Here is a 19,480-nt window from a genome sequence, read left to right on the forward strand (position 1 = left end):
TCATAAACGATGCAGACCACGTTCGCCCCCGAGCGGCTTGAGGCCGATGCTCAGCTCGCCTCGTCGGAAAAGATCCTGCGCACCTGCGTGCATTGCGGGTTCTGCACCGCGACCTGCCCGACCTATGTGCTGCTGGGCGACGAACTCGATTCCCCACGCGGCCGCATCTACCTGATCAAGGACATGCTGGAGCAGGACAGGCCCGCGACGACCGAGGTCGTGCGCCATGTGGACCGCTGCCTGTCGTGCCTGTCCTGCATGACGACGTGCCCCTCGGGCGTGCATTACATGCACCTCGTCGACCACGCCCGCGCGCACATCGAGAAGACCTATCGCCGGCCGCCGATCGACCGGCTGATGCGCGCGACGCTCGCCTTCGTGCTGCCGCATCCCGGCCGGTTGCGGCTGGCGCTGACCGCCGCGCGGCTGGCGCGCCCCTTCGCCGGCCTGCTCGCCAAGCTGCCGGGCGGGCCGCGGATCGCCGCGATGCTGGCGCTCGCGCCGAGCGCCCTGCCCGCGGCCTCCTTGAACGACGGCCCCCGCACGTTCAAGGCGGCGGGGGAGCGCAAGGCCCGCGTCGCGCTGCTGCAGGGCTGCGCTCAGAAGGTGCTGGAGCCTTCGATCAACGACGCCACCATCCGGCTGCTGACCCGCTTCGGCGTCGAAGTGGTCCACGCCGCCGGCGAAGGCTGCTGCGGCTCGCTTGTCCACCACATGGGCCGCGAGGAGGAAAGCCTCGCGGGCGCCCGGCGCAACGTCGACGCCTGGACGCGCGTGATCGAGGACGGCGGGCTCGACGCCATCGTGGTGACCACGTCGGGCTGCGGCACGACGATCAAGGACTACGGCTTCATGCTGCGCGAGGACCCGGCCTACGCGGCGAAGGCCGCGCGCGTCTCCGCGCTCGCGAAGGACATCTCCGAGGTGCTGGCGACGTTGCCGCTGAAGCCCGCGCGCCCGACAGGCCAGACCGTCGCCTACCACGCCGCCTGCTCGATCCAGCATGGCCAGCAGATCCGCGAGGAGCCTAAGGCGGCGCTGAAGGCGGTCGGCTTCCAGGTCAAGGAGCCGGCGGAGGGACACCTCTGCTGCGGCTCGGCCGGCACCTACAACATTCTGCAGCCCGAGATCGCGACGCGGCTGCGCGACCGCAAGGTCGCGAACATCGAGCGCGTCGGCGGCGAGGTAGTCGCGGCCGGCAATATCGGCTGCCTGACGCAGATCCGCTCAGGGACGGCTCTTCCCGCCGTCCACACCGTCGAGCTGGTGGACTGGGCGACCGGCGGCCCGCTGCCCGCGGCGCTCGAGGGCCGCGGCTTCGAGCGCATGGCCGACGCGGCGGAGTAGCGGCCTCGCGCTCGCAAGGACGGCTTCCGGCGAGGCTGGCGGGGGGCTCATCGCCAGCCATCCGCAACGGCCCGCACAGGGCTGGCCGGTTCGCGGGTCATGGCACCCGCGGTTCCCTACCAACGGACGTCGTTCGATCCCCGGACAAGATCCCGGCGACGGTGATGCGGCGGCCCCCGGCGCCAGTGCTCACGGCTCCGTGATTTTACATACATACACGTATGCACGTTAATTGTCGCAGGCGGCGGGATCATTCATGCGGAAGACCAAGGCGGAAGCGGAGAAGACCCGGGACCTGATCCTGGACGCCGCCGAAATGTCGTTCTTCGAGAACGGCGTCGCCCGATCCTCGCTCGACGACATCGCCCGCGCGGCCGGGGTGACCCGCGGCGCCGTCTACTGGCATTTCGAGAACAAGGTCGACCTGTTCATGGCGGTGCAGGAGCGGGCCTCGCTGCCGGAGGAGGAGCTGTGCGCCCGCTTCGCGCTCCAGCCCGATCGCGATCCGCTGGCGAGCGTCGGCGACACCGTCTGCGAGCTGTTCCGCACCATCGCCGCAGACGAGCGCCAGACGCGCGTCATGGCGATCCTGCTGCTGCGCTGCGAGTACACCGACGACATGGTCGAGGTGATCCGCCGGCAGCACGAGGCCAAGTGCAGTCTGGACGCCCAGATCGCCGAACTGTTCCAGACCGCGCGCGACCGCGGGCAGCTCAACCGCGCCTTCACGCCGGAGCTCGCGCAGGGCGCGTTCCGCGCGCTCGTGTTCGGTTTGATGCGGCGGTGGCTGGAGCTGCCGGAAGACATGGACCTGACGACGCGCGGCTGCGCGATCGTCCAAGCCTTCGTCGCGGCGCTCGCGAGCGACCCGGCGCCGGCGTGACTTCGATTACGCGTGGCGGCCCGATCCGCCGCGCGCCCGCTCCGTCGACCTTCGGGCTCCGAACCGCCTGAAGGCCGCCGGGGGAAAGAGCTGCGGGCGACGGCGTCAGCGTCCCCCCAAGCGTCGCCCGCAGCTCGACCCTTTTGGAACGCCCGCCCGATCCGGACGTTCCGCCCGTCGCACGGCCGTCACCCGGATCAGGCATGAGGCCTGCGCGGCGCAAGCCGAGGCGGTCGCGCCGACCTCGCGCGGCCGCCTCACCCACCGCCGCGACGCGCGCTTCCACCGTTCCAACGCCGCAGCGCGATCTGTCTCCGCAAGCCGCTCTCGTCGACGCGCGAAAAGGCTCCGACGGAAAGGCGCTCGACTTTCCGGGACCTGCTCCCACCGCCGCGGTCGATCGCTCGATCACTCTCCCCGAATCGTCGAATCCACGAAGCGCCCTTCTATTTGCTGCAATTTGAACGAACTATTCTTTTGATACCGGTACCATAACCAATAGATATCGGTATCATTTATTCAATAACGAACTCGTGATATCCAATAAATATAGCATTTATAAGCGCATCACTCGCCTCTATTGCACTGCAATAAGTTGATATCGCTATCTTAATTGCTCGCCTCACATGCGTCATTAGAGTGGCGAAGCATTCGCTTGCGCTCGTATCGAGCGATCGCACGCAAATAATCTAAAATTTTGCGCAGCTTCATGATGTGAAGCGGCGTCTGCGAAGTCTTGCGCCCCTGAAGGGCGTGCACTCACCGACACCGACGACCCACGACTTTTGGGAGCGACCGAAATGCCGGATTACGACGCCTATACTACTGTGAACGTCGACGGCCTGCTCACGCTGGGCCTGAATACGGCCTCCGATTTCGAGGTCACGGATGTCGGCACGCCCCCGGACAATCCGGGGATCCTCGGCGACACCTCCCCCGACACCTTCAGCGCGCCAACGGGAATCCTCGGAGGAAACGTCACGTACACTTACGCTGGCGTCGTTTATGACGGCGATGGCAACGCCGTCGGTTTTGCGGGAACCACCGCCGGGCCTTTGGGCGGCCTTATCTACACGACCTTCGTTCCCGCGGGGACCGACCCGAGCACGCTGACCCTCACCCTGCTCGAAGACGACACCACCGTTCCGGAGTCGCAGTGGGACATCGAGGGCGCGGCGCCGGTCTGCTTCCTGTCCGGCACGCTGATCCAGACCCCGGACGGGCCGGTCGCGGTCGAAAAGCTGGTGATCGGCCAACTGGTGACGACCTCGGACGGCCGCGCTGTCCCGGTGAAGTGGATGGGCCGCCAGACGCTGTCGTCGGTGTTCGGCATGCCGGAAGGCCGGCGTCCGGTGCGCATCCGCGCCGGGGCGCTCGGCGACGGCCTGCCGCTGCGCGACCTTCGCGTGACGGCCGACCACGCCCTGGTGTTGGACGGAGCGCTCGTCGCCGCCGGCGCGCTGGTGAACGGGGACACGATCGTGCGCATGACCGACGCCGAACTCGGGCGCTTCGTCACCGTGCACCATATCGAGACCGAGAACCACGAGATCGTGCTCGCGGAAGGCTCCGCCGCCGAAACCTTCGTCGACAACGTCACGCGCAAGCGCTTCGACAACTATGACGAGTTCCTGGCGCTGTACGGCTCGCAGCCCGATCCGATACCGGAGTCCGGCATGCCGCGCGCGATGAGCGCCCGGCAGACCCCGCTCTCGGTCCGCGCCCGCATCGCGGAGGCCGCACGCGCCCTGCGGCCGGCCGTCGCCGCCTGAGTCCGTCGGCGCGGGCGGAGAGGCTTCGAGCCCCTCCGCCCGCGCCAGCGACCAGCCCCGCCAGGCCGGGGCGAACCTTCCCGCTCGTCTTCCGCACTCGACCGACATCTGTTCGACAACCGGGAGCGCCCAGTTGAGCGCAGTGGCCCAGCGTGACGAGACCTGGCTCTTCAACGAATGCGCCAGAAAGCCGGCTAATGTCGTCGCCCGCGCGCAACTCGCGCGCCTGCTGATCAAGCAATCCCGGCACGACGACGCGCTCGACGTGCTGCGCGACGGGCTGAAAGTGGCGCAGTCGCCCGACCTGCTTCTCGAACTCGCCATCTGCCAGACCCGGAGGAAGGAGTTCGCGGCCGCCGCCGCGACCCTGCGCGACGCCGAGCGCCTGGCGCCCGGCCATTTCCGTCTGCCCATTCTCAGAGGAGAGCTCGCGGACGCCGCCGGCGATCTGCGCGAGGCGGAAGCGATCTTCGCGGCGGACTCCGCCGCCCATCCCGGCGACCCGACGCGGACGCTCCGCTGGGCGAAGACCCTCATCAAGCTCGGCCGACAGCGCGAGGCGATCGACGCGCTCGACGCCGGCCTCGGTTTTTCGCCTGAGTCCGTGGGGCTGCTGGTCGAGCGCGCGGCGCTGCTGCGGCAGGACGGCCGCTTCGAGGAGGCCCGCGCCGACATTGAAACCCTGCGCCGGGTCTCTCCGGGCCATTTCCGCATCCCGATCCTGACGGGCGAACTCGCGGAAGCGACGGGACAGTTCGTCGAGGCCGAGGCGGTCTATGGGCGTGACGTCGAGGCGCATCCCACGGACCCCACCCGGCGCATGCGCTGGATCCGGGTGCTGGGCCGGCTGTCGCGGCCCGAAAAGGCCATCGCCGCGCTCTCCGACGGCCTGGAGCTGAACCCGGACGCGGTCGGGCTGCTGATCGAGCGAGCCGCGCTTTTGAAGAGCGTCGGCCGGATCGACGAGGCGCAGGCCGACGTTGACGCCGTCATGCGCCTTCAGCCTGGACACAGCCGCCTGCCGGCGCTGCGGGCCGGGCTCGCGGAAGCGGCGCTCGATTACGCCGCCGCCGAGGCGATCTATGCCCGCGACGCGCGCGAGCATCCCGGCGATCCCGCGCGACGCATCCGCTGGTCGCGAGCGCTTGGCCGGCTGGGACGCCGCCGGGAGGCGCTCGCCTGCCTGACGGTCGATCCGCAGGCGGACACGTTCGAGCTCGCGGTCGAGCGCGCCATCCAGTACCGGGTCGCCGGCTTCTGGGGCAAGGCTCGGGACGAGCTCGCCGCGCTCGAGGCGCGACGGCCCGGCGACCGTCGGCTCGTCACGCTGCGCGCCGAGCTCGCCGGCGCCATGAACGACCCCGCCGAGGCGGAGCGGCTCTGCGCCGCAAGCGCGGCCGAGAACCCGCTCGACCCCGGCGCCCAGATCCGCTGGGCGCGGGCCCTCGGCAGGCAGGGCCGCGACGCCGAGGCGGCCGAGGTTCTGGCCGCCGCGCTGGAGCGTCGGCCGGACGCCGAGGAGCTGTTGATCGAGCGGTGCGAGGCGCTGCTCTCGGGCGACGACCCCATCGCCCTCGCGCAGGCGATCGACCGGCTTGAGGCGGCCCATCCCTGCACCAGCAAGCTTGCGGGCATGCGCGCCCGGCAGGCGGCGCATTCCGGCGACCTCGACGGCGCGAGCGAGGCCTTCCGCCGCGACGCCGAGCGGTTTCCCGACGACCCGTCGCGGCGGCTGCGCTGGCTCCGCAGCCTGCGCAACGCCGGCAAAATCGAGACGGCGATCGACGCTCTCCGCGCCCTCCCCTCGCGCTCCGTCGCGGACGAGCAGCTTCTGGTCGAATGCCTGCTGGACTGCGGCCGTTGGACCGAGGCCGAGCAGGTTCTCGAGGTGTGGGCGCCCGGCGGCCGTCAGAGCGACGCGGTCCGACTGCGGTGCGAGATGACCCTGGCCTTCCTGCGCCAGGACTATCCGCTCGCGATGCGGCTCGCGCGCGCCGGGCTCGACGCGGCGCCCAACGACGCCAAATGCGCGGCCTGGCTTGCGCTGGCGGCCGCCTACATGTTCGACGACGCGCTGGCGTGGGAGACCCTGCTGCTCGTTCCGTCGAACCCGGCCGGCGGCGCGCCGCGCCTCGACGGGCATCGCTTCCGCCATCTGTTCGGGCAGATCGTCAACGAGCTGCGGCTCAACCCCGAGGACACCCGCGCGCTGGCCGCCGCGCTGCGGCAGGGCGACGAGGCGCTGCTCCGTTCGGCCGCCGCGCTCGCGGCCGCCGACGCCTCCGGTCTCGGGCCCGCGATCGGCCTCCTGCTGGCGCTCTCGCGCACCGGCCGGCTCGCGCGGGCGCGCAGCATCCCCTCCGGCGCCAGCGGGCGCATCCCGCGGACGCTGCACCAGTACTGGGACCGGGACCCTCCGCCGGAGATCCGCTACCTGATGGAGCGCGCCGGCGGGGTCAATCGCGACCTTAAGCACAAGCGCTGGGACGACGCCTCGGCGCGCGCCTTCCTCGGGACGCTCTCAAACCCGGAGCCGCTGAAGGCCTACTCGGTCGCGCGCCACGCCGCCATGCGCGCCGACATCCTGCGCCTGGCGCTGCTCAGCTCGGAAGGCGGCGTCTATCTCGACGCCGACGACTATTGCGCCGCCCCGCTTGCGACGTTGATCGAGGGCGCCGACGGCCTCGTCAGTTACCAGGAATTTCTCGGCACGGTCGGCAACAACTTCGTCGCCGCGCCGCCCGGCCACCCAATCGTGACGCGGGCGCTGGAAGAAGCGACCGCAGCGACGCTGCAAGGCGCCGGCGAGTCGCTTTGGCTCGCGACCGGACCCGGTCTGCTGACCCGGCATGTGGCGAGCCACATCGCCCGGCATGCCGAGAGCGACTTCGCCGCGGACGTCCGCATCTGGGACCTCGCGGCGTTCCGGCGCGTCGTCTACGCCGCACGGTCGGCGCGTTACAAGCGCGCCGGCAAGCATTGGGCCGCGACCTACTGACGGCAACTCCCTCCGACTTTCAAATCGACGACAGAGGCAGGAGACAACAGTGCAGGATAAAAGAGCCGGCTACACGCACACAAACCGATCGCCCGCTCCGACGATCCAGCCGGACCGAAGCGAACGCTTCCAGCTGGTGCAACTGGTGACCGGACAGGAGAACTCCTGGGCCGTGATCAGCCGCCGCTCCGGCGCGATCGTGGAGTTCGACGACCGTCTGTTGATGCGCATGAGCCGCCAGGACGCGCAGATGCAGATGCTTTGGATGGAGATCCGGCCGCCGCTGCCGTGCGAAACGCCTCGCGCCGTCCGCTCCGCGCGGCCGCGGTGACGACGCGCCACGATTGAGCCCCTGTGTCCAGTCGGCTTGAGCGCCGTCGAGTCATCTGCTGGCTGAATAGGTGATAATGCGGATTTTCTTTCCTTTATTAAGGCGCACGCTCCCTCGTCAAAAATTAGGGGGAGGTGTTCATGCGTATTGCGCTTTCGTTTGTGTGCGCCACTGCAGCATTTCTGCTCTCGGCGAACTCGACCGTGCTGTCCGCCGAAGGCGACAGGCCGGTCAATAAAGGGGCGGTAGGCGGGGCGACGTCGAAGCCGCGCTCCGCGGAGATCGCGGCGATCTCGGCCCCTCAGCCCACTCCGTCCGAGCTGGTCTACACGCCGATCACGCCATGCCGCGCGTTCTCGAACGCCGCCACCATGACCGCGACCCAGACCAAGTCCTACCAGATCGCCGGCGCGGGCGATTTCACGACGCAGGGCGGACCCGCGAACGGCTGCGGAATTCCGGCGTCGGCCAAGGCGGTCGCGATCAACCTGACCGCAAACGGACCGACCGGCACCGGCTTCCTCCGGGCGTTCGCCTCCGACACGCCGCGGCCGGCCACGGCGGTCCTGAACTACCGCTCCGGCGAGAGCATCACGGGCGCGGCGACCGTGGCGCTGGGCGCCACCGGCCAGTTGGCGATCTACGCGAGCGCGGCGACCAAGGTGGTCGGCGACATCACCGGCTATTACGCCCCGCAAATTCAGGTCTTCATGAATTACGATGGCACCGCCTACGCTGGGACGACGCGGATCCTCGCCACGGTCAGATTGGCGGCTGGAAGCTACAGGATCGATGTCGACCGGAATCTCCAGCTCTGTTCGGTCCACGTGAACATCGACGGCGGATACTTCTACGGTTCGGCCTATCCCTCGGGATCGAGCGTCTTTGTCTCGACATGGTCGATCAACGCCGGCGAGCCGACGGCGACCGACCTCTACCACAACGTTTCGGTCCATTGCTGACGACCTCGGGCGCCTGACCGAACGGTCCTGGCGGCGACCGGTACGACGACGCGTCGCGGTCTTCGCCTTGTCTCCGGACCTCGCCGTTCAGCGATGGTCCGGAGACGTCCGGCGGACGCCGTGACGACGTCGGCGTCCAAACCTCGACGGCTGAACAGGATTTCACCTCTTCTTCCACTGTCTTTGCTTGAGTTCGCAGGCCGCTGGAGGGCCGTCTTCCAGCTTTTCCATCCACTCTTCGGCGAGCGGTCTCGTTAGTCCCAGCAGAAGACGGTCCTCATGCTCCACGACCTCGCCTGTGCTTTTCAGAAGCACGGCCCACGAGGCGGGTCGCTGAGCGTTGAGCTGCACGACGCAGAAGCGCATGGCCGGTTCCTTTGGATGATCGACCGATATACGCACGACACGCGAAGCGCACTTCTGGTTGCATCTCGAGAGGAAAATCTCAACTAAGTGATTAGATGAGAGACGTTTGGCGGCGCGCGCGCCGCCGAGGCGCCCGAGACGGGCGTGCGCCGACGGGCCATCCTTCGGTCTCCGACCGTCTCGGATCCTGTCCGGCCTTGCGATCGCATGCGACGGCGGATCGCCCAATTGCGGCGACCCAGAATTCACTCGCGGCGGCTGCATTCTCCCCGACCTGATTTTTTATCGCGGACGACGAAAGCTCGGCGCGCGCGACCAGACCACAGCGCAGGGTGATCGACCCTGACGCCATCCGGCTGGGCATGCAGACATAATCGCGCTTGCCGAAGATTTTCGAGGATTTTGTAGCCTCGGCCGAGGCTTCGTCTTGGCGACCATTCCTTCGATACGTCGCGGACCACGCCTTGAACGATCGCGGAAAGCACCCCAGCTTCCGTCTATCGTCGGCAGGTCATTTTCGAGCGCTGACGGCTGAGAGCTACGAGACGCTCCCGCTCATAACCTTGCGGGAGGGCCTCAGTGAGCACGCTTCAGCAATTCGTTACGGCGGCCGCGGTCGTCGCCGGTTCGGGCTCTTATGATCTGAGACCGGCGCTGGCCGCGCTCGACGCGTTCGTCGGCGGGTTCGAGGACGGCGCCCGCAGGAACGCGCTGACTTCGGCCAGGCGGGGCCTTGCGAGCATCCAGCTCGACGGCTCTACGAACGACGCCCTGGTGCGCGAGATCGAGGTTCGGATCTCACGGTCGACCCGCTCCCTCAAGGCGCGACATGGCCTGAACCGGCTGACAGGACTGGAGGCTACATGACCAACACCCCCTCGAAGAGCACGGTGAAGGGCGACGCCAAGGGCGCCATGGCGCCCTCCCAAGGCGACAGCCGGAACAACGGCATGGACAGCGCCAACCCAACCGGAGACCGCGACGCGACCCGGAAGCCTGACGATCACTCCTCTCCCCGACGCCCGCAGACGGCCCGTACGGGCGCCCCCAAGGAGGGCTCCACCTGAGCCTTTGGTCGGCCGCGTGATCGCTCAGGGACCGAGCGCGTCGCCGCGGTTCTAGGACGACCGCCTTAGCGCGAGGCGTGGCGCTGGGCTTGGCGCGCTCGCAAGCGCTCCATCTGTTTATTTGCTGTGCAACTTTGACAGGGAATGAGCGTTTCATCTGCACATTCATTGTGGAGAGTCGCCATGGCCTGGGACCGCGTCGAAGGCAATTGGAAGCAGATCAAAGGCACGATCAAGGAAAAGTGGGGCAAGCTCACCGATGATGACCTCGACGTCATCGACGGAAAGCGCGAGCAGCTCGAAGGCAAGATTCAGGAGCGCTACGGCGTCGAGAAATCAAAGGCGAAAGCCGAAGTCGACACGTGGTTCTCGGACTACGATCGTCGTCCTTGAGGACGGAGAGAGCCGGGTTCTTGGGCCCGGCTCTTTTTATGCCCGCAATCCCGCTGCGAGGCGACTTGCGGCTCACGCGGCGGATCCTGACACGGACCCCGTGGGCTGACCGACAGCTGCCGCTTTCGCACATTCCAGATTTTTGAGGCTCAAGATATGTCGAACGTTGACCCGGCCCGATCGGTGGACGTACCGGCCGCCACGCGCCGATCGCCGGTGGACTGGGGCGCGATATTCGCCGGCACGGTGATCGCCGCCGGGCTCACGATCGTGCTCACGACGTTCGCCGGCGCCCTCGGCCTCAGCTCGATTACGGCCGAGCCGGGCGAAAGCGTCAGCTTCTTCGGCCTTGTCCTGACCGGCCTGTTCACCGCGATCTCGACCGTCGCGGTCTACATGCTCGGCGGTTATGTGGCGGGCCGGCTTCGCGCCGATGATCCCGGCGTCACCGCCGAAGAGTCCGCCACCCGCGACGGGCTTCACGGGTTGGTCGTCTGGGGGATCGGGCTGATCGTCGCCGGCGCGTTCGCCCTGTCGGCGGCGAGCGGAACGGCGCGGATCGCGGCCGGGGCGGCCGCGACCGGCGTTCAGGCCGCCGGCTCCGTCATCGGCGGCGTCGCGCAAGGGGCGGGACAAATCGCCGGCGGCGCGATCAGCGGCGTCGGTCAGGCGGCTGGCGGGGCGGCCCAGGCGGCCGGCCCGAGCCTTGAGGAAATGTTGCCGCAAGGGTTGCGGGCCAATCCGGTCGATTACCTCACGGACAGCCTTCTGCGCGCCGATGGCGGGGCCGGTAACGGCCAACAGCAGGACCCAGCAGCAGCCGAACGCCGGATCGCCGGCGTCCTGGCGAACGTCGTGCGTACGGGCGAGATTTCGGACGCCGATCGGGCCGCGATCCGCGACGTCGCGGCTTCCCGGACGGGGCTGCCCCCCGAACAGGTCGACGCTCGCGTCAACGAAGGCGTCGAACGAGCAAAGGCGATGCGCGCCGAGGCGCAGAAAAGATTGGACGACGTGAAGGCGCAGGCCGAGCGCCTGCGCGCCGAAGCCGAGACCCAGGCGCAGCAGGCGAAGGATCAGGCTCTGGCGGCCGCGGAGAAGGCGCGGGTCGCGGCCGTCCTCACCGCGTTCCTGCTCGCGGCTTCCGCGCTGGCCGCCGGAGCCGCAGCCTTCATCGGCGCCGTGCGGGGCGGCGAGCACCGCGACAGGCGCACGATCTGGCGCGGTCTGTCCTATCGCGCCCGGCCTTAAGGTCCTGGGCCTTCGATGACGGGCCCCTGCTCGGCCGTAACTCGCAGAGCGGGGCCCGTCGCGATCGAGCGGGTCGCCTTATTTGCGAAGCCCGCGAAGCGCTCCCACGCACAGGAGGTCGCAGATGAGCGAGACAAGGAAGCCGCCCTACGGGACCACCGTGACGAAGCCCGACATTGGCGGAGGGGTCGAAGTCGGCGGCGGCGACAAGGCCGCCGCAGCGACCCAGAGGAAGGCGCGCGAAGAAACCGATCCGACCAAGACCCCGCCGAAGCGGGACGCTCCGGAGAAACCGAAGGACGACGGCTGACACGGCGTCGTTGCGTGAAACCAAGGAGGCCGACATGGCGACGAACGCGTACGAGCTTTTCGAGATCGAACCAGGCCGCTGGAGCTACCGGTTCGGCGACGAGCCCTCAGGCGAAACCTATCCGTCCCGTGAAGCGGCCGGGATCGCGGCCGAGCAGGTGGCCGCCAAGCGAGGGTCGGCGCCGACCGGGCCTACGGAATAGAAGCTCCGCCGCGGACGCGCGTTCGCGGAGCGTTTGGCCGCCGCTTCCGTCGATCACCGTCTTAGAGGAAGGTTGGTACCACCACCTGGGCTCGAACCAGGGACCTCTTGATCCACAATCAAGCGCTCTAACCAACTGAGCTATGGCGGCACGGGTCGTTTTGCGGGGCGGAACCTAGGCGAAACCGATCGCTCAGGCAAGCCGGGAGAGAGCGGTTTCGCGCCGCCGTCGCCTACCCGCCTGCACCCGCGCACGCGAACGCCCGGACCGCCATCGGCCCGGGCGTCGTCAATTGCGTCATGCGGACCTAATGGCCCGCAGCATTCCCGTCGTCAGTTCGCCTGCGCGAACTTCACGCCCTTGGTGGCGATCTCCTGGAACGGCTTGGCGCCGTCGGTCGCGGTCTTCTGCGCGAGCGCCGAGAGCTCCTTCACCTGCGCGCCATAGACGTCGAACTGCTTGCGCGCATAGGAGGTGTGGAGCTCGACCGCCTGGCTCACCGACTTGGCGCCGAGCAGCGCGCTCAGGAAGTCGAAATGCGCGTTGACGTTGCTGCGGGTGGCTTCGACCGACTTGCGGCCCAGCTCCTTGTAGCCCTTGCTGAGGGTCGCGTAGGCGTCCTCGAGGGCGTCGGTGGTCTCCTCGGCCGCGCTCTTGAAGCGGCCGTAGGTCTGCTTCGCCTGCGCCACGCCCTTCTCGGCCAGATCCCGCACGGGAGCGGCCATTTCATGAGCGGCGGTCTCGACCGCAGCGGCGGTCTCGTGGATCGTTTCCTCGGTCTTGGCGGCGACCGCCTTGGGGCTCGTAGCCATGTCAGCCTTCCTTGTGCTCGTTGTCCGGCGGAACGCGACACGCGGGTGAGGTCCGACGCTCCGCCGTATGGCGCACGGACCCTTACGCCCGCAGCGCCACGCGATGACCAACGACCGCAGCGCCGCGAAAACTCTTGTGCAGCGCAACATAAGGGCGAAAAGGCTTAGCTTCAAGGCGGAAATGACGCGGAATTGAGCCGCCGCGCGCGGTTCAGGCGTGCGTCGCCGTCGGCGGTTGGTCTCCTGGGCGAACGCCCGCGCGACCCTCAGGCGGAACCGCTTAGGCCTTCCGCGCCTTTGTGAGGGTCTCGACCTGCCGGGACAGCGCCTCGACCTGCCCGCGGGCGAACTCCGCCTGGATCGCCATCATCTCCTCGATGCTCTTCGCCCGGACCAGCTTCTGGGCGAAGGCGAAGCTCGCCGCCACATTGGCTTCGGCGTATGAGACCGCGGAATCGGCGGTCGCGCGGACGTTGCGCTCGGCGTCGGCGGCGTGCTGCTCGGCGGTCGCGGCGGCCTTGTGCGCGGCTTCCATGAAGCCGTCGAACGCCTTGCGCGCCTGCTCCACGCTCTTCTCGGCCAGGTCGCGCATTTCGTTCGGGATCTCGTATCCGCCGCTCGCCATGACGATCGCTCCTTTTGCACGGTGCCGAGAGCCGGCCGATCTGCGACGTCTCGCCGCGGAAGGCCAGCCACACGCTCTCGTAGCAGCGGGATTCCGCCTGCGCAAACGTCCATTGGCGCCACGGCGGAACGCCAATCCCTAACGCCGATTAACCCTGCCGCGCGGTTCCGTTGGACGACGCCGCGAGGCGCATGGACGCGATTTCCACGGCTCTGTAATTTAAGCCTTTGTTAACGCAGGCGCCGCTCCTCCGGCGCTCGAGGAGCGCATGGACTCGACGCACGCCCCGCAGACGATTTCAGACGAGCCCCGGCTCGCGGCGCTCGCCGACGCGCCGGCTCCGGCCCTGCTGGTGGGCCGCGAGGGCGAGATCGTGTGGGCGAACGCCGCCGCCGGCGCGCTCCGCCTCGGCGAACGGCTCGACCCGGGAAGCGCCCGAGCGGCTGTCGGCGCCGAGGGCCTGCTCAGGCTGCGCCTCGGCGGCGCCGGCCGTTTCGCGCCGATCGCGCTGCGCGCCGAGCCGCTTGCGATCGGGGACCGCGCCTACACGCTTCTCGCTGCGCTCGCTCCGCTGGCGCGCTCGCCCTGGTCGGCCGCTCCGGCGCCCGCGCCGGTCGTGACTGAACAGGAGCCGGCCGCCGGCCGCGCGCTGGATGACGCCGTCGAAGCCGTCGCAGAACCGGCGACCATCGCGAGCGACGCCGAGGCGGCGCCGGAAGCGCCGTCGGCGCCGTTCGACGATCCGCCTCCGGACCCGCGCGTCGATTCGCCCTCTCCCGCGCCGGAAGCCGCGCCTTCCACGCTCGCGCCCGCCGCGACGACGACGCCGGCCCACGACCTCCGCTTCGTGTTCGAGCTCGACGCGGACGACCGCCTGTCGTTCCTGTCGCCCGACCTCGGCGAAGCCGTCGGCGACAGCGCGGCGGCGGCGATCGGGCGGACATGGCGCGCGCTCGCCAACGACCTCGCGCTCGATCCCGACGGCGCCGTCGCCGAAGCGATCGCCGCGCGCCGGCCGTGGCGCGACCTGCCGGTGTCCTGGCCGAGCGCGACAGGCGGACGCCTTGCGCTGACGCTCTCGGCGCTGCCGGTGTTCGACCGCGGCCGCACCTTCGCGGGCTTCCGAGGCCTCGGGATCTCGGTCGAGCCTGTCGCCGAACCGGCCCCCGCCGAGGAGACGTCGCCGGCGGCGGAAGCTCCACCGGCCGAGGCCGCTCCGTCCTTGGCCGTCGAGGAGCTGTCCTCCTCCCCCGTGGAACCGCCGGTCGCCGCCGCAGCCGCCGCGCCGGAGGAGGCTCCGGCCGACGTCCCGCCAGCGGACGGGCGGGCCGAGGAGCCCTCCCCGGTCGAAGAGCCGACCGAGGATGCGGAAGGCTTCGGCCACAACGTGGTTCCGCTGCGCGACACGCAGGTCATGCCGGCCCGCGCCGGGCTCTCGAGCCACGAGGCCAGCGCGTTCGACGAGATCGCGCGCCGACTGCGCGAGCCGGCGGCCTCTCCCTCGCCCCGCGACGTCTGGGAGGACATCGCCGCCGACGCCGAGCTTCCGCTGGGGGCTGGCGGCGAAGCGCCTGCGACGCCCGCCGCCGCTGACCTCCTGCGCCTGCTCGACCGGATGCCGCTCGGCGCGCTGGTGCTGCGCGGCGACGACGCGCTCTACGCCAACCGCGCCGCGTTGGATATGACTGGCCACGCCGACGTCGCGGAGCTCGCCGCGCGCGGCGCGGGCGCTCTGTTCGCCGAGCCGCTGTCCCATGACGAGGCCGCGCCGGGCTCGGTCCGCCTCGTCGCGAAGGACGGGGCCGAGATCGACGTCGGCGCCAAGCTGTCCGCCACCATGTGGGGCGACGCGCCGGCCACCGTCGTGCTGCTTCGCCGCGGCGAAGGCGGGGCTGCGGCGCTCGCGACGGCCAGGCTGCGCGAGCACGAGCTCTCGGCGATCCTCGACACCGCGACCGACGGCGTGCTGACGCTCGACTCCGCCGGCCGCGTGCTTTCGATCAACCGCAGCGCCGAGGCGCTGCTGGGCTATGAGGCGCGCGAACTGGTCGGCAGCCTGTTCTCGCTCGCGCTCGCGCCCGAGAGCCGCCGCGTCGCCTTCGAATATCTCGATGGGCTGCGCGCGAGCCCGGTGGCGAGCCTGCTCAACGACGGCCGCGAGGTTCTGGGGCTGGTGCGGCAGGGCGGCGCGATCCCGCTCTACCTCACGCTCGGGCGCGTCGGCCGCCCCGAAGACGGCCGCTTCTGCGCCGTGCTGCGCGACATCACCCACTGGAAGAAGGCCGAGGAGGAGCTCATCGCCGCCAAGCGGCAGGCGGAGCGCGCCAACGCCCAGAAGTCGGACTTCCTCGCCAAGGTCAGCCACGAGATCCGCACGCCGCTCAACGCCATCATCGGCTTCGCCGAGGTGATGATGGAGGAGCGCTTCGGCGCCCTCGGCAACGAGCGCTACAAGGAGTACCTCCGCGACATTCATCTGTCCGGCGGGCACCTCATCAGCCTGGTGAACGACCTGCTCGACCTGTCCAAGATCGAGGCCGGCAAGCTGGAGCTCGACTTCGTCGACGTCGACCTGAACGAGGCCGCGACCCAGGCGGTGGCGCTGCTGCAGCCGCAGGCCAACCGCGAGCACATCATCATCCGCACATCGCTCGCCCGCAGCCTGCCGCGGGTGCGCGCCGACCAGCGCTCGATCCGCCAGATCGTGCTGAACCTCGCGTCGAACGCGGTGAAATTCACGCCCGCCGGCGGCCAGGTCATCGTCGCGACCGCGCTCAACGACCTCGGCGAGCCGGTGATCCGGGTGCGCGACACCGGCGTGGGCATGTCGCGCAAGGAGCAGGCGCTCGCGCTGGAGCCGTTCCGACAGCTCCCGGTCTCGGGGCGGGAGGGGGCCGGCCTCGGCCTGCCGCTGACCAAGGCGCTGGCGGAGGCGAACAACGCCGTGTTCTCGCTGCAGAGCGCGGTCGGCGAAGGCACGCTGGTCGAGGTGACGTTCTCCTCACTCACGCGCGCCGCGAGCTGACCCCGGCGCCGATCCGCCCGCGTTCCACCGTCGCCCAACCGATTCAGCCGTTGACGCGGGAGCCTGCGCCCCTTAAGTAAAAACCGAGAAAGATCAACAGTTTAGATCAATTCCAAACTGTAATCTTCCGGTAAGATTTCGTCACCCATCGGCCACGATCGACGGACGCCGCATGATCGTCTGCTCCTGCAACGTGCTGAGCGACTCCCAGATCAAAACGACGATCCAGGACGAGTCCGCGTGCCCCCGCACGCCTGGCCAGGTCTATCGCTGCCTCGGCTGCAGCCCGCAATGCGGGCGCTGCGCGCGCACGATCAAAGCGATGCTCGACGACATCCGCGGCCTGAAGCCGCGCGAGGAAGCCGCGGCCTGCGGCGCATGTCCCGCGGCTTGCCCGTCGATCACCCACGGCGCCGGAGAGGTGCTGGGCTTCGCAGGCGACGTCGTGGAAGTCGCCACCATCGACCGCCGCCACCGCTGACGGCCCATTTTCCCCTTCCTGTTCGGCCTTTGAGCGCGGAGCGTTCGCGCTTGCGGTCTTGCACCTGCTAGTTTAGAAGCGTTCTAGGATTTAACGCTTCCGGCTGACGCCGCAGGAGGGACGCCATGAAGGGCGACGCAAAGGTCATCGATTATCTCAACCGCGGTCTGCGGTCGGAGATGACGGCGATCAACCAGTACTGGGTGCACTACCGCCTGCTCGACGACTGGGGCTACCAGGCGCTGGCGAAAAAGTGGCGCGCCGAGTCGATCGAGGAGATGCAGCACGCGGACAAGTTCGTCACGCGCATCATCTTCCTCGAAGGCTTTCCGAACATGCAGGTCCTCGACCCGCTGCGCATCGGCCAGTCCGTCAAGGAAGTCCTGGAGTGCGACCTCGCGGCCGAGACCGAGGCCCGCGCGCTCTACCGTGAGGCGGCGCTCTACTGCCAGGAGATCGGCGACCTGCCGAGCAAGAACCTGTTCGAAGAGCTGATGACGGACGAGGAAGGCCACATCGACTTCCTCGAGACGCAGCTCGATCTCGTGGCGAAGCTCGGCGAGCAGCTCTACGCCCAGCACCACATCGGCGAACTCGAAGACTGACCGTCCCACATCTCGACGGATCACGAACGCCCGGCTCCGGCCGGGCGTTTTTCGTTTGGCGGCTCAGCCGAACGGGAACGGTCGACCGGCGAGGGCCTGCGCCAACACGGCGATCGTCGCGCCGGTGATCGCCGCTCCCCCAAGCGCGATCCAACGCTTGCGCCGTACGCCCGCCGCAGCGAGCGCGGCCGCCAGCAACGGAAGCGCCTGCGCCGCGTGCATGCCGAAGAAATGCGCCGCCCGAAGGTCGCCGCTGGTCCGGCTCCAGCCCAGCAGCGGCAGCCCGGACGCTTTGACGCCGACCGCGTGCCCGAGATTGGCGCCGATCGCGAAGCCGGTGGCGACGCCGAGCACGACCGTCAGGCCCAGTCCCAGCGCGGCCGCGAACGCCATGGCGGGATCAGCGCCTGGCCGCGGCCGCCGCGCGATCTCAAGCGCGAGCGGAAGCGCCGCCAGGAGGATCATGGTCGCGGCCACACCCATCGCTCCGTAGAGCGCGGCGTGCGCCGGCCCGTCGACGTTGAAATGCGACGGCTCGCCGCGCGCGGCCTGGAAAGTGATGTAGCCGAGTTCGAACGCGAACAGGCCGTACGTCGCCCGCACGCTCCAGACGAGCCGCCGCGTCCGTCGGCGGGGCTCAGGCACGAAGCCGAAGGCCCAGGCCATCGTCAGCAGGAACGCCCCGGAGGAGAGGAAGAACTTGGCGGGTTTCGACCAAACGCTGACGCCGTCGAGAACGCGGCCGTCGACCAAGGGAAGCGACAGAGCCACCGCGGCGGCGGCGAGGCAGAACAGCCCGGCCGTGGTCAGGCCCGCATGGTTGTCGCGCAGCCGGTCGAGGACGGAAGGAGCCGCGGCGGCGCGTGAGGGGAAATCGATCGGAAGCACGGTCACGACAGCGTCTCCATCGGTCGGGCGCCGCCGGCGAAGCGAAGCGCCAGGAACAGCAGCAGCCCCGCCGGCCCGAACAGAAAGGTGAGCGCGAGGGAGGGCAGAACGAGGATCGCGCGCATGCCGGACGCCGCCGCCGCCCGGGCGATCAGCGCGCCGACCACCAGATCGAAAGCGAGGTAGTGGACCCAGCCGGCAAGCAGCGCATGGTCGTTCGCGAACAGCGCGCGCAGGTCCGAAAGCGAGCCGAAGCCGCCCTGCGCGCCGGAGCCGAAGGCCGCGGCGAGCGCGCCGACATAGATCGCCGCGATGATGGCGGGCAGGCCGACGCCCGCAACCAACTGCGCGACGCGGCGAAGGCTGGGGGCAAGAACCGAGGCCGCGAGCAGCGCCCAGCCGGCGAGCGCCGCCAAGTTACAGACGATGAACAGGGTCTCAGGTCGGAACATGTACGCTCCTCGCTCCTCGCTCCACGCCTGGGCCGGCTAGGCGGCGCAATCTTCACGTTGTAAAGATAAGCATGACCAGACATCCTGACACTGTCAAGATCGACAATCCGGATGGCGCGGGGCGCGACAAGGGCGGGCCCTATCATCATGGCGCGCTGCGCGAGGCCCTGATTGATGCGGCGGTGTCCATCATCGCCGAACGCGGCGTCGACGGCTTCAGCCTGCGTGAGGCGGCGCGACGCGCCGGCGTGTCGCCGGCCGCGCCGCAGCACCATTTCGGTGACGTGCGCGGCCTGCTGACCGCGATCGCGACCGCGGGCTTCGCGGAGCTCGGCGACGCCCTCGCCGCGGCCGACGCCCAGGGGCCGCAGGATCTCCCGGCGCGGCTGCGGCGGCAGGGCGAGGCCTATGTGCGCTTCGCGCTCCGGCAACCCGCGCGCTTCGACGTGATGTGGCGGAAGACCCGGATCGACCCCGACGACGCCGCGCTGCGGCAGGCGGCGACCCGCGCCTACGGGTTCCTGAAAGCCGCCGCGGGCGGCGACGCGCAGGACAACGAGGTCCGCGCGGTCGCCGCATGGTCGCTGGTCCACGGCTTTGCGCGGCTCGCGCTCGACGGCGCGCTCGGCTCAGAGCCCGGCGCCGCCGCGCGCGCCGCGGACGCCTTGCTCGCCGGCGTCATGGAGCGGCTGAAGGACTGACGGCCTGCG

The 19,480-nt window shown here is 69.4% G+C and carries 21 protein-coding genes and 1 tRNA gene; 16 read left to right on the plus strand and 6 right to left on the minus strand.

All coding sequences use genetic code 11. From position 1 onward, the window contains the following. Positions 1-9 precede the first annotated feature (9 nt). From glcF to PKE78_RS10780, 6 genes are all read left to right on the plus strand, one after another. Positions 10-1,347 (plus strand): glycolate oxidase subunit GlcF, encoded by a 1,338-nt coding sequence (glcF, locus tag PKE78_RS10755; protein WP_271200868.1) that lies wholly within the window; start codon positions 10-12, stop codon positions 1,345-1,347. Positions 1,348-1,603: 256 nt separating this feature from the next. Beyond that, positions 1,604-2,230: a TetR family transcriptional regulator gene (locus PKE78_RS10760; RefSeq protein ID WP_271200869.1), complete on the plus strand. Its 627-nt coding sequence runs from the start codon at positions 1,604-1,606 to the stop codon at positions 2,228-2,230. A gap of 800 nt (positions 2,231-3,030) precedes the next feature. Next, entirely contained in the window at positions 3,031-4,002 is a 972-nt protein-coding gene (locus PKE78_RS10765) for a Hint domain-containing protein (RefSeq protein ID WP_271200870.1), read from the plus strand. Between the two features lie 142 nt (positions 4,003-4,144). Continuing rightward, a complete protein-coding gene (locus PKE78_RS10770; RefSeq protein WP_271200978.1) occupies positions 4,145-7,000 on the plus strand; it encodes a tetratricopeptide repeat protein in 2,856 nt (951 codons plus the stop codon). Between the two features lie 49 nt (positions 7,001-7,049). Continuing rightward, a complete protein-coding gene (locus PKE78_RS10775; protein WP_271200871.1) occupies positions 7,050-7,331 on the plus strand; it encodes a hypothetical protein in 282 nt (93 codons plus the stop codon). 140 nt (positions 7,332-7,471) lie between these two features. Continuing rightward, positions 7,472-8,293 (plus strand): hypothetical protein, encoded by an 822-nt coding sequence (locus tag PKE78_RS10780; RefSeq protein WP_271200872.1) that lies wholly within the window; start codon positions 7,472-7,474, stop codon positions 8,291-8,293. 162 nt (positions 8,294-8,455) lie between these two features. Here the strand turns inward: PKE78_RS10780 and PKE78_RS10785 are convergent, their stop codons facing one another. After that, positions 8,456-8,659: a hypothetical protein gene (locus PKE78_RS10785; protein WP_271200873.1), complete on the minus strand. Its 204-nt coding sequence runs from the start codon at positions 8,657-8,659 to the stop codon at positions 8,456-8,458. A 579-nt stretch (positions 8,660-9,238) separates the two neighbouring features. On the opposite strand from PKE78_RS10785, the gene PKE78_RS10790 reads away from it, so the two are divergent. From PKE78_RS10790 to PKE78_RS10815, 6 genes are all read left to right on the plus strand, one after another. After that, positions 9,239-9,526 (plus strand): hypothetical protein, encoded by a 288-nt coding sequence (locus PKE78_RS10790; RefSeq protein ID WP_271200874.1) that lies wholly within the window; start codon positions 9,239-9,241, stop codon positions 9,524-9,526. Further along, positions 9,523-9,726, plus strand: a complete 204-nt coding sequence (locus PKE78_RS10795) for a hypothetical protein (RefSeq protein WP_271200875.1) — start codon at positions 9,523-9,525, stop codon at positions 9,724-9,726. The genes PKE78_RS10790 and PKE78_RS10795 overlap by 4 nt, the downstream gene beginning before the upstream one ends. Positions 9,727-9,909: 183 nt before the next feature. Beyond that, positions 9,910-10,119 carry a CsbD family protein gene (locus tag PKE78_RS10800; RefSeq protein WP_271200876.1) on the plus strand — a complete coding sequence of 70 codons (210 nt, stop codon included), beginning with the start codon at positions 9,910-9,912 and terminating at the stop codon, positions 10,117-10,119. 156 nt (positions 10,120-10,275) lie between these two features. Continuing rightward, on the plus strand, positions 10,276-11,370 hold the full coding sequence (locus PKE78_RS10805) for an ATP synthase subunit B family protein (protein ID WP_271200877.1): 1,095 nt from the start codon (positions 10,276-10,278) through the stop codon (positions 11,368-11,370). Between the two features lie 124 nt (positions 11,371-11,494). Continuing rightward, positions 11,495-11,680 carry a hypothetical protein gene (locus PKE78_RS10810; protein ID WP_271200878.1) on the plus strand — a complete coding sequence of 62 codons (186 nt, stop codon included), beginning with the start codon at positions 11,495-11,497 and terminating at the stop codon, positions 11,678-11,680. Positions 11,681-11,714: 34 nt separating this feature from the next. After that, positions 11,715-11,882, plus strand: a complete 168-nt coding sequence (locus tag PKE78_RS10815) for a hypothetical protein (protein ID WP_271200879.1) — start codon at positions 11,715-11,717, stop codon at positions 11,880-11,882. Positions 11,883-11,955: 73 nt separating this feature from the next. Here PKE78_RS10815 and PKE78_RS10820 read toward each other — a convergent pair. From PKE78_RS10820 to PKE78_RS10830, 3 genes are all read right to left on the minus strand, one after another. Beyond that, positions 11,956-12,032, minus strand: a tRNA-His gene (locus PKE78_RS10820). Between the two features lie 182 nt (positions 12,033-12,214). Then, entirely contained in the window at positions 12,215-12,694 is a 480-nt protein-coding gene (locus PKE78_RS10825) for a phasin (protein WP_271200880.1), read from the minus strand. A gap of 280 nt (positions 12,695-12,974) precedes the next feature. Continuing rightward, entirely contained in the window at positions 12,975-13,319 is a 345-nt protein-coding gene (locus PKE78_RS10830; RefSeq protein WP_271200881.1) for a phasin family protein, read from the minus strand. Positions 13,320-13,587: 268 nt separating this feature from the next. Here PKE78_RS10830 and PKE78_RS10835 point away from each other — a divergent pair, with 268 nt between their 5' ends. The 3 genes from PKE78_RS10835 (at position 13,588) to bfr (ending at position 17,430) form a co-directional block, all read left to right on the plus strand. Next, positions 13,588-16,344: a PAS domain-containing sensor histidine kinase gene (locus PKE78_RS10835; RefSeq protein WP_271200882.1), complete on the plus strand. Its 2,757-nt coding sequence runs from the start codon at positions 13,588-13,590 to the stop codon at positions 16,342-16,344. Positions 16,345-16,516: 172 nt separating this feature from the next. Continuing rightward, positions 16,517-16,825, plus strand: coding sequence for a (2Fe-2S)-binding protein (locus PKE78_RS10840; RefSeq protein WP_271200883.1), 309 nt, complete (start codon positions 16,517-16,519; stop codon positions 16,823-16,825). 125 nt (positions 16,826-16,950) lie between these two features. Further along, positions 16,951-17,430 (plus strand): bacterioferritin, encoded by a 480-nt coding sequence (bfr, locus tag PKE78_RS10845; RefSeq protein WP_271200884.1) that lies wholly within the window; start codon positions 16,951-16,953, stop codon positions 17,428-17,430. Between the two features lie 63 nt (positions 17,431-17,493). On the opposite strand, the gene PKE78_RS10850 is transcribed toward bfr, so the two are convergent. Together PKE78_RS10850 and PKE78_RS10855 are read right to left on the minus strand one after the other, a co-directional pair. Then, complete coding sequence (locus tag PKE78_RS10850; RefSeq protein ID WP_271200885.1) at positions 17,494-18,324, minus strand: hypothetical protein; 831 nt, start codon at positions 18,322-18,324, stop codon at positions 17,494-17,496. Continuing rightward, positions 18,321-18,770, minus strand: coding sequence for an abscisic acid-deficient protein Aba4 family protein (locus tag PKE78_RS10855; protein WP_271200886.1), 450 nt, complete (start codon positions 18,768-18,770; stop codon positions 18,321-18,323). Before PKE78_RS10855 ends, PKE78_RS10850 begins: the two co-directional genes overlap by 4 nt. 71 nt (positions 18,771-18,841) lie before the next feature. On the opposite strand from PKE78_RS10855, the gene PKE78_RS10860 reads away from it, so the two are divergent. After that, positions 18,842-19,471, plus strand: coding sequence for a TetR/AcrR family transcriptional regulator (locus tag PKE78_RS10860; RefSeq protein ID WP_271200887.1), 630 nt, complete (start codon positions 18,842-18,844; stop codon positions 19,469-19,471). Positions 19,472-19,480: the final 9 nt, after the last annotated feature.

Source organism: Methylopila turkensis (assembly GCF_027922325.1).
Lineage (GTDB): Bacteria > Pseudomonadota > Alphaproteobacteria > Rhizobiales > Methylopilaceae > Methylopila > Methylopila turkensis.